The organism is Candidatus Albibeggiatoa sp. nov. BB20 (assembly GCA_016744725.1).
GTDB lineage: Bacteria > Pseudomonadota > Gammaproteobacteria > Beggiatoales > Beggiatoaceae > Albibeggiatoa.
In genome coordinates, this window is record JADGDW010000044.1 from 1 (window position 1) to 15929 (window position 15929).

A 15929-nucleotide genomic window follows, 5' to 3' on the forward strand; every position below is an offset into this window, starting at 1 on the left:
TTTTATTTCTAAAAATAAACAAGCCATTATTTATTGTTAGATATGTAAAAATAAAATATCTGTTTTTTATTATGGTATTTTTCAAGTCTAAAACAAATTTGTCTGCTCTGCCGATCAATGTTACGCAAAAGTTGTGCAAAATATTGTATAGTTAAGATCAAGAATCAAATACTTTATTAAATGACAAGTATCTAAAAAATGAATTGAATACTTATCAATTGATAACTAATCATTAATTACGCAATGGATACATATCTTGGATATTCAATATGTTAACTCGTAATATTTTATTTTTAGCTTGCTTGCTATTTTCCCATACATTATTAGCTCAATCAGCTTGGGTGTTGGAAATCAATGGCGCGATTGGCCCTGCAACGGCGGATTATGTGGAACGTGGGATTAATGATGCACGTGAGCAAGATGCCAAATTGATTATTTTACAAATAGATACCCCCGGTGGCTTGGATATTTCCATGCGCCAGATTATCAAAGCCATTATTAACTCACCAATTCCTGTCGCCAGTTATGTTAGCCCTTCGGGCGCAAGAGCAGCCAGTGCAGGCACATATATTTTATATGCTAGCCATATTGCTGCGATGTCACCTGCTACTAATTTAGGGGCGGCCACGCCTGTGCAATTGAGTGGTTTTGGGGATTTATCACCCCCTGAATTGCCTGATTCATCGGATATGCCTGAGCTTGAACCTGAAATTCCTAAGTCGCCAGCCGAAGCAAAATCATCGATGGAAAAGAAAATGATAAATGATGCTGAGGCGTATATTCGTTCTTTGGCACAAATGCACGGGCGTAATGAGGAGTGGGCAGCCAAAGCAGTACGCGAAGCCGCCAGTTTATCAGCTCAATCCGCATTGGAAAAAAATGTGATTGATTTGATTGCTGAAGATTTACAAGATTTATTGCGTCAAATTGAAGGACAAGAGATTAAAATGTCTGGACAATCAACGATTTTGACTAATACTCGCCAGCTCAGTTTAAAAATAGTGCAACCTGATTGGCGAAATAAATTATTATCTATTATTACTGATCCAAATGTAGCTTATATTTTAATGTTACTCGGCGTTTACGGATTATTTTTTGAATTGATGAACCCCGGTAGTGTTGTACCCGGCGTTGTCGGTGGGATTTGTTTGATTTTGGCTTTATTTGCATTTCAGGTATTGCCTGTTAATTATACGGGTATATTGCTGATTTTATTAGGTTATTCCTTTATGATTGCAGAGGCATTTATCCCCAGTTTTGGGATTTTAGGAATTGGTGGCGTAGTGGCATTCATTGTGGGTTCGATTATTTTACTGGATACAGATTTACCTCAATATCAAATTTCTAAAGCATTAATCGCTTCAATTGGTATCATCAGTATTGGCTTTTTTGTATTCGTAGTCAGTTGGGCGATGAAAATACATAAATCCCCTAAAATTACGGGTATCGAAGGTATTATTGGTGAAGTAGGTGAATGTATTGAACAGCAGCCATTACGAGTACATGTACATGGTGAAGAATGGAAAGCACAATCAATGCAACCGATTCAAGTAGGTCAAAAAGTACAAATCACCGCCATTCATGGGTTAGAACTAGCAGTTATGCCTATTATTTACCAAGGTGAGGAAACAAGATAAATGGCTGCAACGATTTCGCCAGCAACAGAACGATTAATTACCACCATATTCATTTCTACCGTTTTGCATGTTGCGTTGGTGTTGGGCATTAGCTTTGTAATGCCTGAAGCCAAGCCACGTAAAAATATTTCGATGGAAGTGATTCTGGTGCAAAAAAGTTCTGAAAAAAAGCCAGAAAAGCCAGATTTTTTAGCTCAAGCCAGTCAACAAGGTGGTGGTGACCAAGAAGAAGTCATCCGACCAACCAGTCCCACGCCTGCGCCATTTCCTGATCCAGTGCCTAAGCCCATTTCTACACCGCCACCCAGTGAAGCCGCCAGTAAGCCAAAACCGACTCAAGTTGCTCAAATCAGCACTAAAAAGCCCAGTAAACATAAAGTTGCGCCCAAACCAAATCAAGCTAAACCCAAAGAAGCAGGTGAAGTTGGCCAAGGTGAGCAGGAAATAAACACGCCTGATATTTCGGCTTTGACATTGATAAATAATGCACGGGCTTCGGTGGCCAGTATTCAAGCTGAATTGGATAAAAAGTTTGTCGCCTATTCCAAGCGGCCACGACATAAATTTATCAGTGCCAGTACTCAAGAATATAAATTTGCCAGTTACATGGATGCGTGGCGGCAGAAAGTGGAAAAAATCGGTACTTTAAATTTCCCTAAGCAAGCACAAAAGAAAAATTTTTCGGGAAAATTAACTTTAGATGTCGCATTAAATAAAGATGGAACAATTAACAGTTTGAAGATTTTGAAGTATTCTAAACATGGTGTTTTAGATAAGGCCGCAGTGCGTATTGTTCGTATGTCTGCGCCATTTGCACCATTTCCTAGAAATATTAGTAAAGAAATAGATATTTTGCACATCACACGTACTTGGGTATTTGAATACGGTACAGTGACCAGTCGTTAAAAAAATACAGTTTCTCGATTAGCAACGCTTTGTCTTAACTGAGAATAGCAGTATAATCGTGTTGCATTTCCTTCGTTTTGCATGGATTTAAGGAGTCACAATGGATATTAATGAAATTTGTAGTGAAATTGTTAGCACTGTGGATGCTGCACTAGGCTGTGCGGTAGTAGATTTAAATAGCGGTTTGCTGTTGGGTGTTTCTCATAACGTACCCTATTTTACTCAGTCTTATTTAGATGCAGTTGCAGCGGCAGCGGTTGATATGTTTCGGGGTCGTACAATTAGTGCGGTTGAAGATATGATTGCGAATATGCGTGGTAATAGCAAAGCACATTTAGTGAAAGAAGTACAAATGACAACAGAAAACACATTTCACTTTATGATGATTGTACCAGAGAAGCAAGATGCTTTAGTGGTATTGGTGACGAGTCGTAAAGCGAATTTAGGTATGGGCTGGGCTTCATTACGTCGCGTAGTGCCTCAACTTACACCATTATGTCCTTAAGTTTTGAGTTAAGATAAATAATTCAGGCGTGAACGCTACACAACGGTAGGCAGTGTCACGTCTTGTTTTATCCTTGCCCTAAACTGACTCTATCCTGTCCTGCCCAATCTTTGATTGTTTCCACGTTTTGATAGCCTTGTGCGATTAATATATTTTGCACTTCCACGGATTGATTATATCCATGTTCAAATAATAAATAGCCTTCTGCTAATAAAAACGACGAGGCTTGTGCTGCAATCTCTCGAATATCGTCTAATCCATCCTGTCCTGAAACCAGAGCTTGTTGCGGTTCAAATTGCACATCGCCTTGGCTTAAATGCGGGTCATTATCTGCAATATAAGGCGGATTTGATACGATGAGATGGGCTTGTAATTTAGGTAAATCTTGAAACCAATGGCTGAGATAGAATTGCACATTATCTAATTGCAGCGTTTGTGCATTATGTCGCGCCATTTCCAACACCTGTGGATTAACATCAACTGCTATAATCCGTGCATGCGGGCACTCTTGCGCCAAAGCCAAAGCAATTGCACCACTGCCTGTACCCAAATCTAAAATAATCGGTTGGTCAATTGTAAGTATATATTTTAAAGCCTGTTCAACTAATAGTTCCGTTTCTGGGCGCGGGATTAAAGTGGCTGAATTAACTTGTAAATCTAATGACCAAAATTCTTTATGCCCTGTTAAATAAGCAATGGGGTGGTGTTCAATGCGTTGTTTGACTAAATCCTGAAACTGTTGCCATTGTTCAGCGCTGAGTAATTTTTCTGGCCATGCGTACAACTGTACACGCGAAATACCAAGAACATGAGTGAGTAAAATTTCAGCGTCTAAACGTGGAGTATCTAAATGTTGAAGTTGTTGGGTTGCGTCATATAACGCGGCTTGACGAGAAGTTGTAGGCATATTTATGAATAGCTGTGAGTTGTGTTTGTTAAGTTTATACCTGTTAGAGTGAGTGATAGTTGTACTGTCTAACAGGCCTTGATAATCAGTGATTTATTCAGCTAGCTGTGCATAAATATCATGCTCATCAGCATCAATAATTTTAACCTGAGTAAATTCACCCGTTTTCAACTCATGTTTTCCAGGATTTTGAATAAAAATTTGTCCATCAATTTCAGGGGCTTCAGCAGCACTTCGTGCCACAATTAAATTATCATCAACCACTGCATCAATTAATACTTTTTCTTGGCGACCAATACGCCGTTGCAATTTATCTCGACTGACATCTGCTTGTAATGCCATGAGTTGTTCTAAACGCTCAATTTTTTCCTCTTCTTCCACAGGATCAGGCAAATCATTTGCGGTTGCCCCTTCAGCAGGTGAATAAGGAAATACGCCAACACGATCTAATTCAACTTGATCTAAAAAGTCTAAAAGTTGTTGAAAATCATCTTCAGTCTCTCCTGGAAAACCAACAATAAACGTGCTCCGAATCACTAAATCAGGACAAATTGAACGCCAGTGGGCAATCCGTTTTATCATGTTTTCACTATCAGCAGGACGACGCATGGCTTTTAACACAGGATGACTAATGTGTTGTAGCGGCACATCTAAGTAAGGCAAAATCACCCCTTCTGCCATTAGTTCCACCAGTTGATCGACATGTGGATATGGGTAAATATAATGCAATCGAATCCACGCATCTAATTGCCCCATTTCACGCAATAACTCGGTTAATCTTCGTTTTAAAGGTTTACCTTCCCAGAACTCTAATTGATATTTGCTGTCCACGCCATAAGCTGCGGTATCTTGCGAGACCAGCAATAATTCTTTAACGCCCGCTTCAACTAATTTTGCAGATTCTTCTAACACGTCACCAATAGGGCGGCTGTTCAGCTTGCCACGCATTGAAGGAATAATACAGAAGCTACATTTCTGATTACAGCCTTCGGCAATTTTGATATAAGCATAATGACGCGGAGTCAGCTTGATACCGCCTAAAGGCACTAAATCAATATGTGGATCATGTTCTGGTGGCAATACTTCATGCACTGCAGCCATCACCTCATCTAAGCTGTCAGGGCCTGTAATGGCTAATACTTTGGGGCAATGTTCCCTAATCAATGCCTGCTTTGCACCCAAACACCCAGTGACAATCACATGTCCATTTTCTTCGATTGCTTCTTGAATGGTCTCCAATGACTCAGCAACCGCATCATCAATAAAACCACAGGTATTCACCACGACTAATTGCGCCTCATCATATTCAGCAACAATTTCATAACCTTCTGCACGTAATTGGGTCAAAATGCGTTCAGAATCGACCGTTGCTTTGGGACAGCCTAAGGAAATAAAGCCAACTTTGGGTATATTCATATATTCAATTATCGGTTATCAATAAACAGGTAAAAAAAGTTTATCATAAATCAATGTTTGAGGTTGCTGATGTGTTTTTTTAGGATATTAAGTCGAACAAGAATCTATGTTTATCATAGCTTATTCAATATGATACTTAGCGTAACTCATTTTGATTTTTTGTCTATAAAGATGCTTATAGTCAATTCTGTCTTGAGTGTAAGGACTCGCAGTCCTGCATCATCTTAAAATAAAACGACTATAGAATGGCCTTGCTCCCAGCATAATATCGCAATGATGAGAACAAGGATAAGCAGCAGATTATTTACATAGAGAGCTACAAGGCACACCATCGCCATCTCTATCTAAACCTTTTAAGCCACAACTAGCCAAGTAAAATTTGGCCTCGTCACAACTTTTCATATCGCCGCAATATTTTTTGTTCTCATCACAACTCAATTGCGGTTTTGAACTCGTACCTTTACACAGCGAAGTACAAGGCACGCCATCACCATCACGATCAAGCCCTTTTAAACCACAACTATTTAAGTAAAATTTAGCCTCATCACAATTAGCCATGTGACTGCAATATTTTTTACTGCTATCACAAGCTGAGTTGATTTCAGGCTTAGTTGGCTTTGCTTTTGCGGGTTCAGCAGCTTTTGCTTGTTGTATATCGGCATCAGTGATGTCAGCGAAACGATTAATCTTTTTAGGATTGTACGTCTGACCATCAATGAATGGATTTCTGTTGCCTTGAATGCCCTTGATGATGCCATTTCTTTCTAATTCCCAATCATCTACAGGGTCTTTCTTATTCCAAGCGGTGTATAATTTAACATCTTGATCTGACAATTTAACCCCATAAGTATGAGACATATAAAACATCGTCCGCGCAATATTTCCCCAGACATATTCAGGGGGTTCGGCACGTCTAATTGAGCTATCTACTTCAATATTACACTCGCCATAACTACGCTTTTCACCGCTAATCATGCCCCAATTGTAATTTGAACGGTCTCCATTAACTTCGCCAACAGCAGGAAATAAATTATGTAAATCATTATGGGCGCGTGAAAATACAGGGTCGACATCTTCACAACATTGACGACCCGTTGCTTGTTTTTTGCCATCTTCTGCTGGACAAACTGTTTTCGGCTCACGCCAACATTTGCGGAAGTTTCCGAATTGATATGCAGGGAATACATGTTCAGCCTCAATTCTGCCTGCACGTTTGGCATTTTTACGAGGTGTAACACCACATGATTTTAAATCTACGGTTTTCTTATCAGGATCAAAAGTGCAATTGCAGTAAATTGTTTTATCATGATGGCCTTTGTAGACTTTTTTGTATAGCTTTGATTTAGCACCACTAAAACTAGATGGACTGTTCGGTAAAGCGGATAAATCAATCTTTGAATGTAGTTCTTCTTTAACTTTGGATTGTGGGCTTTTAGTGCTTGGTGTTTCTACATTATCATTACAGGCTGTTAACCCTACGGCTAACGTACCGATAAAAAATATTAAGCGGCCTATGGTCATTAGGTATTTTCCCTGTTTTGTAAATAAGGCTATATAGTAATCAATCTACAACAGAATACTAACTGTTTTTGTTTTTTCCATCGATAGATAAGGCAAAATAATGGCCAAAAAAAAAGACTTATTTATTAGTAATTTATTGATTTAATAAGATTAAAAGCTGTAAATATCCTGTTTTAAAGAAAAGCCAAGCAGGGAATGGAATCAATTTGGAATGATGAACGTAGGGAATTGATGAGGCCTTTTTAGTTTAAACTGATACCAAGCCATTTATAAAGCAAATATACGATGAATACTGCGCAAAAACTTATTATTACTCCAGAAGAATATCTCGAAGGTGAAAAAATGGCAGAGTTTCGCCATAAATCCGTTTCCGGTATGCAAAGGCTTTGAATGTTTTTCATGATTATTTCGTCTACCAAGCCCATTTTATTCAAGTCTTCGATTGTGCTGGTTATTAATTCAGCTATGCTATCTCTCATGATATTGCCTCAACAAAGTCACCGTGTTCTATTGCTAGCACTATTTCTTCTTCTGATAGGTTAATGAGTACTTTTGATAAGGCTTTAATTGTCTTTAATTCTTTGTCAGTCAAATTTGGTTTTTCATTTTTTGCAGATACGTGTAATCAGTTATATATAAAATTAAACTGATAGGACACTGAATGAGTTATAGATTATAATCTTACTTAATACCACGACTTCCTAGTTTAAATACTCAAGCTTGAATATAATTATGTTAAAGGGGCAAAATAATGTACAGGCACTTACTCTATGTATGTTTGCTAATTTTATTTAGTAACCAACTTGTATTTGCTCATTCTGGTGGAACTGATGCGAATGGTTGTCATGTAGGTCATTGCCATCCTAAAGATGATTCAAGCTCTAGTAATACAACAAAACCAACAAATACAAACCCAAGTTCTAATGCTACAAGCACCACTCCAAAACCTTCTTTGCTTAATTGCAATATTTTAAAAAGCTGTGGTGAGATAAGTTCTTGTGATGAAGCATTTTTTCAACTCCAAGTATGTAATAACGACAGTTTGGATAAAGATTCAGATAATATTCCCTGTGAAGAAATATGTATTACACAAACTTCTGACAATGAAAATCAAAGTAGTGATACAGAAGAAAATAATGGTGAACAAGTTTCTCTCAATGTATCTCTGCCAGACTTTAATTCAGCCTTTGCTAATGGTGTAAATATCGCACGAACCCAATGTAAAAATTCTCCAGAAGCATGTGGAATTAAAGTAAATGATTACATACAAAAAGGTAGGCAAGAATGTATTGATAATCCCAAAAATTGTGGAACTAATGTAAAAATAGAACTAATCAATCAAGAAGAGTCTATACAGGAAAGCAATATAGAAATAGTTCAAGCTGATTTTTTTGAAAAAGGTAAACAACAATGTATAAATGATCCTCAATCATGTGGAATTAGCATAGGAAATATAAAACAAAACCCAGATATTGAAGCAATAAGAAAGCAATATGCTAAATTAGGCAAACAATCTTGTATTGATAATCCTGATTCCTGTGGGTTAACTACACCCAAAGCCAGCCCTATATGTGATATAAGCAGTTATATTCCTGTACTAAATGACCAATTAGAATTTAACATTCCAATTTTATACTACTTGCCTCTACCTGAGAGCACAATTCCCATTGAATTATGGGTTAATGCCATTCTGCAAAAGCCATCAAAATTTACTAATGGTAAGTTTTGGCTTTTAATCAATGAATCTGGTTTTGTTCCCAAATAAACTGACATACAAACTTGCTTGAATAAGCTATGAATATACTAAAAATATTGATTTTATACTGCCTGATAATTGCGCCTGTTTTCGCCCAAAATATATGGGTTGATGCAACAATCGGCAATGATACAAATGATGGTTCAAGCTCGGAAACTGCACTAAAAACTATCCAAGCTGCGGCGAATTTGGCTCAAGCAGGTGATACGGTAAATATTCAAACTGGGATTTATCGAGAATCGATTACACCATTTAACAATGGCACAGCAGAAAATCCTATTATTTATAAAGCGGTTAAAAAAGCCACAGTGATTTTGCGCGGGTCACAACCTATTACCACAAGTCAAACGATTGAAGGCAACAATATAGGTCTGCCCTTTACTGCTGAATTAGATAAAATTGTAAAAACAGATGTCAGCAACTGGAATTTAACTCAAACCCCACGTTTTATAGTTGAGTTCAATAACGGACAAATTGAGCAACGTCACCCGATGGCACGTGAGCCTGATTGGGATTTGGATGTGAACTGGAAACAACATGAGTTCTGGTGGACAGCTGATGGCGGTTCAGAAAGTGTAATCTGTGTGGCAACGGATAGTGCATGTGATGCTGATAGCCGATCATTTAATCAACTAACTGATAATTATAGTGATCCTTTAGTCGATCCAGGACATTTAGGTGCGTATGATAATTTAGTCGGTGCAACGATTACGATTGTTGACGCGGTGCAAGGCGACCATGTATATCGGCGCGAAATTACCCAACATGAGCCATATTTAGGCCGAGTGACATTAACAGGCCATGCTTATCGCCGTGTTGAAGATAGCCCCGGACTGGGTTGGGGTAGTCGTTATTATATTGAAAATCATCCTGCTTTGATGGACTCGCAAGGTGAATACTGGCTTGATAGCACAACGCAAACATTATATTTATATGCTGATGAAATTAACCCGCAAAATTTAGAATTTAGCGTATTAGAAACCGCGTGGGATTTAACAGGTAAATCAAATATTGTGCTGCAAGATTTAACTATTGAACTGTATAACGGTGCAGCGATTAAACAGGATAATACTGCTGAGCAAAGCAGTTATAACAATCAGTTTCGCAATTTGACTATTCAATATGCTAATTATGGAATGTACTTATCCCAAGATGTGGGATTGAACCCTGACCCTAATGCAATCACCCAAAATTGTAGCCTCGAAAAATCAACGCTTTCCCAAATCGATAGTATTGCAGTGTTAGCTCAGGCCACGCGCTCTGTATCTAATGAACATATTCCATTTGAGTTTGCACCAATGACTCAAATCCAAATTGATGACAATCAAATTCAAAATGTAGGCTTGCGTTCTGATAGCGATAGAGGGGCTGGAATTCGATTCATTTACGCGGACAATGCCCAAGTTGTAGATAATGAATTGCAAAATATTGCTCATGATGGGATTCATTTTGATAAATCCAGTATTAACGCGCCTGATAAAAGTTATGATTTTTTGCCAGAAGAAATTACGCTGGAAAATATTTTAGTCCAAGATAATCATGTGACATTGGCCTGTTTAGCAGGTGGAGAGTGTGGTGCAATCCAATTTTCAGGCACGCCTCCAGATCAACATGTATTTAAAAATGTGTTGGTGACAGGCAATGTTTTACAAAATAATTATGGTTGGGCAGATATTTCTGAAAAACGTGAATTATGGGAACAAGGCCATTTTGCGTATGGTTTGTTTTTAAATGATGCCAGTGGCATTGCGATGTACCGTAATTCCTTGTTTAATAATTCTTGGGCGGGGTTAATGATTATTCGTCATTGGCGCGATGGAGAAATCTATTTTTATAATAATATTGCAGCGGGTGCACGACGGGGTGTGGATGTTTGGAATAGTAAAGCGGACGATGTTCACGGCACATTGGGTTTGCAAATCGTCAATAATATTATTGTCAACAATGGTGAAAATGGCTTCCAACATACGATTCGAGACAATGAAGATAAATTCACCACCGATTACAATTTATACTATAACAATGGTTGGACGCGACTCGCAACGCCAACGCTGATGCAAGCCACTCGCTTAAATCAAGCCTATCCCAGCTTATTATATTTACACAGCTTAACCCAATGGGAAGGAAATAGTATTGAAGGCAACCCTGCTTTCGTGTTATATGGCTATACTTCAAATCGAACTTTATTTTTACAACGTCGTTTCTTAGCAATTCCCACTGATTTTAAACTCAATGTGAATAGTGCGGCACTGGATAAAGGCTCAGATTTAGCCCCTGTATTAAGCCGCTTATTACAACAATTCAAAGTGCGTAATGTCTTACCGCAAGGTAGTCAATATGATATTGGGGTGAATGAATTTTTCTTCCAATCATTGTTTGGTCAAGGTTTGAGTATTAATTTGCAATCAGGTGCGGTTCAGGAAAGCGAATCTGCATTTAATGGCAAGATTACCACTTCAGACTATAGCAGCAATGTTTTGTATGTTTCTCAAACTGAGGATGTGGAGATTGTAATTGATATGGAAGTGGCTCAAGCAGATAGAGGTAAGCAAGCAGAATTATATTTAGTGGCTATTTTTCAATCTGAGAATGGATTATTAGCCCGTACCGTGATGCGTCAAGGTACTATTTGGCAGGACTGGAATGGTAGGCAGGAAACCTTAAAACCAGACTCGGTGATTGAATTAGCTGCGAATCAACAAATTGATATTTTCAGCGGTCAATTACGTCGTTTACAAGGACAATTCCAGATTTTCATAGGCTATTTGTTACCAGACGCGCAAGTGATGGTGTTTAATGCGGATACGCCAATCACTTTCACGGTACAATAAGTGTGGATAATATTCAGTGGCGAGACATCCGCTATTGGCGGCATAAACCTGTATCTGAAGCGTTGCAAACATGGCTTTTTTCGCACGATTCTTTGACTCAGCGTTTAAAATCACATTGTCAGCAAGCTTTTCAGGTGGAAGTATTAGCAGAAACTTGGCAATACCCCTTATTGAGTGAAGCAAAAGCGTTGAATATTCCATTGCGTGAATATGTGCGGATTCGGCATGTGTATTTACATTGCGATCATCAAGCTTGGATCTTTGCACGCACGGTGATTCCACGCCAAACCTTGACAGGACAGTACCGACGTTTAGCACGTTTAGGTAATTATCCATTGGGTTCAATTTTATTTTCAAATAATCGATTTCCGCGTTCTCATTTACAAGTAGCGCAATTAAATCCATCACATTTATTATATTATTTAGCTCATCAACAGCAACATTTTTCAGATAAATTATTATGGGCTAGGCGTTCAATTTTTAATTTATCTAATAAACCAATGTTAGTAAATGAAATATTTTTACCTGATATGCTAAACACTTTTGCTTAAGAATATTTAATGTAAAAGGCGGAAATATATGGGAGCGGGCTTATGAGGGGTTTTTCTCTAGTTATTAGTCATTTCACCTTACGCACGTAGGGTGGGTAGGACAAAGTAAAGCCCATCGAATACCGAATAAGGCAACAAACGTTCTAAAAATAAATGATTTGAAAACCCGACAGAGCATTGCACTCCATCGGGTTCAGTATTTTTACAATACGCGAACGGTTAATACACCTTCAATTTGCTTCATTTCATCAACTACATTTTGAGTGACTGGCGCAGAAATATCCACCAAAGTACACGCGACTTCACCACGCGAACGATTCAACATATCAATAATGTTTAAACCCGCATTGGCAATCACTTTTGAAATTTGCTCAATCATGTGTGGCACATTAGAATTCACCACCATCAAACGGTGTCCAGCACCATTACGCGGCATATACATTTCTGGGAAATTCACTGAATTGATGACCGTGCCATCTTCCAGATAATCACGGATTTGATCCGCAACCATAATCGCACAATTGTCTTCAGCCTCATTGGTTGACGCGCCTAAATGGGGTAATGCAATCACGCCTTTTTGCTTCAATAAATCATTGGTTGGAAAATCACATACATAGGCATTCAATTTGTCTGCGTCCAAAGCTTCGCATACCGCTTTATCGTCGATAATCCCGCCGCGTGAGAAATTCATCACGGTTAAACCGGGTTTGGCGTTGGCTAAACGGTCAGCATTAATCATGCCACGAGTTGCATCAATCAAGGGCACATGCACGGTGACAAAATCCACTTGTGCCAACATATCATCCACGTTTGCTGCTTGTTTGACTTCGGCGGATAATTGCCACGCATTTTTAACCGTGATATGCGGGTCATAACCCATCACATTCATGCCCAAAGCAACGGCTGCATTCGCCACTTTGACCCCAATTGCGCCTAAGCCGATTACGCCTAAAGTCCGTCCCGCCAATTCAAAACCGACAAATTGTTTTTTGCCTGCTTCAACGCTTTTCGCTAACGCTTCATCTGTGCCGCTTAAATTGCGGGTGTAATCCCAAGCTCCCAATAAATTCCGCGCACTCAATAACATGCCAGATAATACCAGCTCTTTCACCGCATTGGCATTCGCACCCGGTGCATTGAATACAGGAATACCGCGCTGAGTCATTTTATCAACGGGGATATTATTCACCCCAGCTCCTGCACGACCAACCGCTTTCAACGTGTCAGGCACATTCCAATCATGCAATTTATACGAACGCAATAAAACCGCATCAGGATGTTGAATTTCTGAAGCCACTTCGTAACTTTCGCGCGGCAAACGATCCAAGCCTTTGACGGAAATATTATTAAATGTGAGAATTTTATACATAATTAAGCATTCCGTTTTTCAAATTCTTGCATGAAAGCGATTAAGGCATCAACACCCGCTTCTGGCATTGCATTGTAAATACTAGCACGCAAACCACCGACTGAACGATGACCCGCTAATGTGACTAAACCCACTTCTTTAGCAGCAGCTAAAAATGGCTTATCTAAATCGGTATTGGCTAAAGTAAAAGGAATATTCATCCAAGAACGATATTTTGGATCAACAGGATTGGCATAGAAGTTTGAACCATCAATCGCCGCGTATAATTTTTCCGCTTTGCGCTTATTGATTTCTGCCATTTTATCCAAGCCGCCAACAGTGTCTTTTAACCATTGGAATACTAAACCCGCTAAATACCAAGCATAAGTTGGTGGCGTATTCGGCATAGAATCTGCGTCAGCCATTGCTTTGTAATTAAATACGGTTGGGCAATCATCGCTCGCGTAACCAATTAAATCATCACGTACGATGACCAATGTGACACCCGCAGGGCCGATATTTTTTTGTGCGCCCGCATAAATTAAACCAAATTTAGATACATCAATCGGACGTGACAAAATCGTAGAAGACATATCAGCGACTAATGGAATGTCACCTGTTTGTGGAATCTGGTCGAATTCTAAGCCGTTAATGGTTTCATTTGGCGTGTAATGTACATAAGCTGCATCAGGGCTGAATTTCCACTCACTGCTATTTGTCATGGTGGTGAAATTATTGTCAGAAGAATCAGCAATCAGATTGACTTCACAATACATTTTAGCTTCTTTAATCGCTTTCTTGGACCATTGTCCTGTATTGAAATAATCGGCTTTAGTTTTGTCACGTAATAAATTCATTGGTATCGCGGCAAATTGTCCTGATGCACCGCCCTGCATGAATAAAATTTTATAGTTATCAGGCACATTTAATACAGCGCGTAAATCATTAGTCGCTTGTTCGGCAATCGAAACGAATTCTTTACCACGGTGGCTCATTTCCATGGTTGACATGCCGCTGCCTTGCCAATCCAACATTTCTTGTTGCGCACGTTGTAATACTGCTTCGGGTAATGCCGCAGGGCCTGCACTAAAATTATATACTCGTGACATAGAAGATTCCTTGTGGAGTTATCCTTGGTGGGTGCATTCTTATAAAAGTTGTAGAATGTAGCATAACTGTGACTAATTATGAATCGTGAATCTCCCTTGTTTAGAAACTAACCTTAAATTAGCCATCGATGACAAACTACCAGCTTAAAAAATCTCGTATAATATTTGACCATCCAAAAATAAAGATTAATGACAATGAGCGATGATTGGCAAGATTACAGTTTTGATACGCTAGCGATTCGAGCAGGTCAACAGCGTACCCATGAAGGAGAACACAGTGAAGCGATTTTTCCAACCTCTAGCTTTGTGTTTGAATCCGCCGCACAAGCCGCAGCCCGTTTTGCGCACAAGGAAGAAGGCAATATTTACTCACGCTTTACTAATCCCACGGTTCGCAACTTTCAGCAACGTTTAGCCGCACTTGAGCAAGGTGAAGATTGCATTGCAACTGCATCAGGTATGGGCGCAATTCTTAGTGTGTGCTTGGGCTTATTAAAAGCAGGCGATCACATTATTGCCTCGCGCAGCATTTTTGGCTCAACAGTGAATTTATTCACAGGCATCATTGGTAAATTCGGCGTTGAAACCACCTTTGTTGAATTATCCAATATTGATGATTGGCAGCAGGCGATTCAAAACAATACCAAATTGATGTTTATAGAAACGCCATCTAACCCGTTAATGGAAATGATGGATATTGCGCAATTGTCTGATCTTGCACATCAACATGATATTTTACTCTGTGTTGATAATTGTTTCTGTACACCCGCATTGCAAAAGCCTTTAACCTTCGGTGCAGACATTGTTGTGCATTCTGCGACTAAATATTTAGACGGCCAAGGGCGTTGTATTGGTGGCGCGATTGTCAGTAATCACGATTTTTTACATGAGAAAATTTTGCCGATTATGCGTTCAGCAGGACCGAGTATGAGTCCATTTAATGCGTGGGTATTTTTGAAAGGTTTAGAAACCCTCAATATTCGGATGCAAGCCCATTGTAGTAATGCTTTACGCTTAGCTAACTGGTTAGAAAACAAGGATATGGTTGAAAAAGTCTATTACCCCGGTTTGACCAGTCATCCACAGCACGAATTAGCGAAACGACAACAATCTAATTTTGGTGGTTTGGTCTCGTTTGAACTCAAAGGCGGTCAGGAAACAGCATGGAAAGTGATTGATTCAACAAAATTGATGTCTATCACTGCTAATTTAGGCGATGTTAAAACTACGATTACCCATCCAGCAACCACTACGCACGGACGTTTAAGCGATGAACAACGGGCACAAGCCAATATTACCCAAGGCTTAATTCGTATTTCGGTTGGTTTAGAAGATATTGTGGATTTAGAAGCTGATTTAGCCCGAGGATTGATGCAATTGTAATATGCTTAAAGTAAAAACACTAAAATGGGCAGTCTTAAACTCTTTTATAGTCAATTTCG

The 15929-nt window shown here is 39.1% G+C and carries 12 protein-coding genes; 7 read left to right on the forward strand and 5 right to left on the reverse strand.

Annotation, left to right across the window (positions count from 1 at the left end; all coding sequences use genetic code 11):
- The first annotated feature begins 269 nt into the window (after positions 1 to 269).
- From ABXH34_RS06930 to ABXH34_RS06940, 3 genes are all read left to right on the forward strand, one after another.
- A complete protein-coding gene (locus tag ABXH34_RS06930) occupies positions 270 to 1637 on the forward strand; it encodes an NfeD family protein (RefSeq protein ID WP_353571140.1) in 1368 nt (455 codons plus the stop codon).
- Positions 1638 to 2543 (forward strand): TonB family protein, encoded by a 906-nt coding sequence (locus ABXH34_RS06935; RefSeq protein WP_353571141.1) that lies wholly within the window; start codon positions 1638 to 1640, stop codon positions 2541 to 2543.
- A gap of 100 nt (positions 2544 to 2643) precedes the next feature.
- Positions 2644 to 3048 (forward strand): roadblock/LC7 domain-containing protein, encoded by a 405-nt coding sequence (locus ABXH34_RS06940; protein WP_353571142.1) that lies wholly within the window; start codon positions 2644 to 2646, stop codon positions 3046 to 3048.
- Positions 3049 to 3115: 67 nt separating this feature from the next.
- Here ABXH34_RS06940 and prmC read toward each other — a convergent pair whose 3' ends face one another.
- The 3 genes from prmC to ABXH34_RS06955 form a co-directional block, all read right to left on the reverse strand.
- Positions 3116 to 3955 (reverse strand): peptide chain release factor N(5)-glutamine methyltransferase, encoded by an 840-nt coding sequence (gene prmC / locus ABXH34_RS06945; protein WP_353571143.1) that lies wholly within the window; start codon positions 3953 to 3955, stop codon positions 3116 to 3118.
- 93 nt (positions 3956 to 4048) lie between these two features.
- Entirely contained in the window at positions 4049 to 5371 is a 1323-nt protein-coding gene (gene rimO, locus ABXH34_RS06950) for a 30S ribosomal protein S12 methylthiotransferase RimO (RefSeq protein WP_353571144.1), read from the reverse strand.
- Between the two features lie 300 nt (positions 5372 to 5671).
- Positions 5672 to 6892, reverse strand: coding sequence for an endonuclease (locus ABXH34_RS06955; protein ID WP_353571145.1), 1221 nt, complete (start codon positions 6890 to 6892; stop codon positions 5672 to 5674).
- A gap of 751 nt (positions 6893 to 7643) precedes the next feature.
- Here ABXH34_RS06955 and ABXH34_RS06960 point away from each other — a divergent pair.
- Genes ABXH34_RS06960 through ABXH34_RS06970 form a run of 3 tightly spaced genes read left to right on the forward strand, consistent with a single transcriptional unit; the run spans position 7644 to position 12030 of the window.
- A complete protein-coding gene (locus ABXH34_RS06960) occupies positions 7644 to 8657 on the forward strand; it encodes a hypothetical protein (RefSeq protein WP_353571146.1) in 1014 nt (337 codons plus the stop codon).
- Between the two features lie 29 nt (positions 8658 to 8686).
- Positions 8687 to 11479: a right-handed parallel beta-helix repeat-containing protein gene (locus ABXH34_RS06965; protein ID WP_353571147.1), complete on the forward strand. Its 2793-nt coding sequence runs from the start codon at positions 8687 to 8689 to the stop codon at positions 11477 to 11479.
- A gap of 2 nt (positions 11480 to 11481) precedes the next feature.
- On the forward strand, positions 11482 to 12030 hold the full coding sequence (locus tag ABXH34_RS06970) for a chorismate--pyruvate lyase family protein (RefSeq protein ID WP_353571148.1): 549 nt from the start codon (positions 11482 to 11484) through the stop codon (positions 12028 to 12030).
- A gap of 202 nt (positions 12031 to 12232) precedes the next feature.
- On the opposite strand, the gene ABXH34_RS06975 is transcribed toward ABXH34_RS06970, so the two are convergent.
- A complete protein-coding gene (locus ABXH34_RS06975) occupies positions 12233 to 13399 on the reverse strand; it encodes a 3-phosphoglycerate dehydrogenase family protein (RefSeq protein WP_353571149.1) in 1167 nt (388 codons plus the stop codon).
- Between the two features lie 2 nt (positions 13400 to 13401).
- Positions 13402 to 14487, reverse strand: a complete 1086-nt coding sequence (gene serC / locus ABXH34_RS06980) for a 3-phosphoserine/phosphohydroxythreonine transaminase (protein WP_353571150.1) — start codon at positions 14485 to 14487, stop codon at positions 13402 to 13404.
- 195 nt (positions 14488 to 14682) lie between these two features.
- Here serC and ABXH34_RS06985 point away from each other — a divergent pair, with 195 nt between their 5' ends.
- Complete coding sequence (locus ABXH34_RS06985; RefSeq protein ID WP_353571151.1) at positions 14683 to 15870, forward strand: O-succinylhomoserine sulfhydrylase; 1188 nt, start codon at positions 14683 to 14685, stop codon at positions 15868 to 15870.
- The last annotated feature ends 59 nt before the right edge of the window (positions 15871 to 15929 follow it).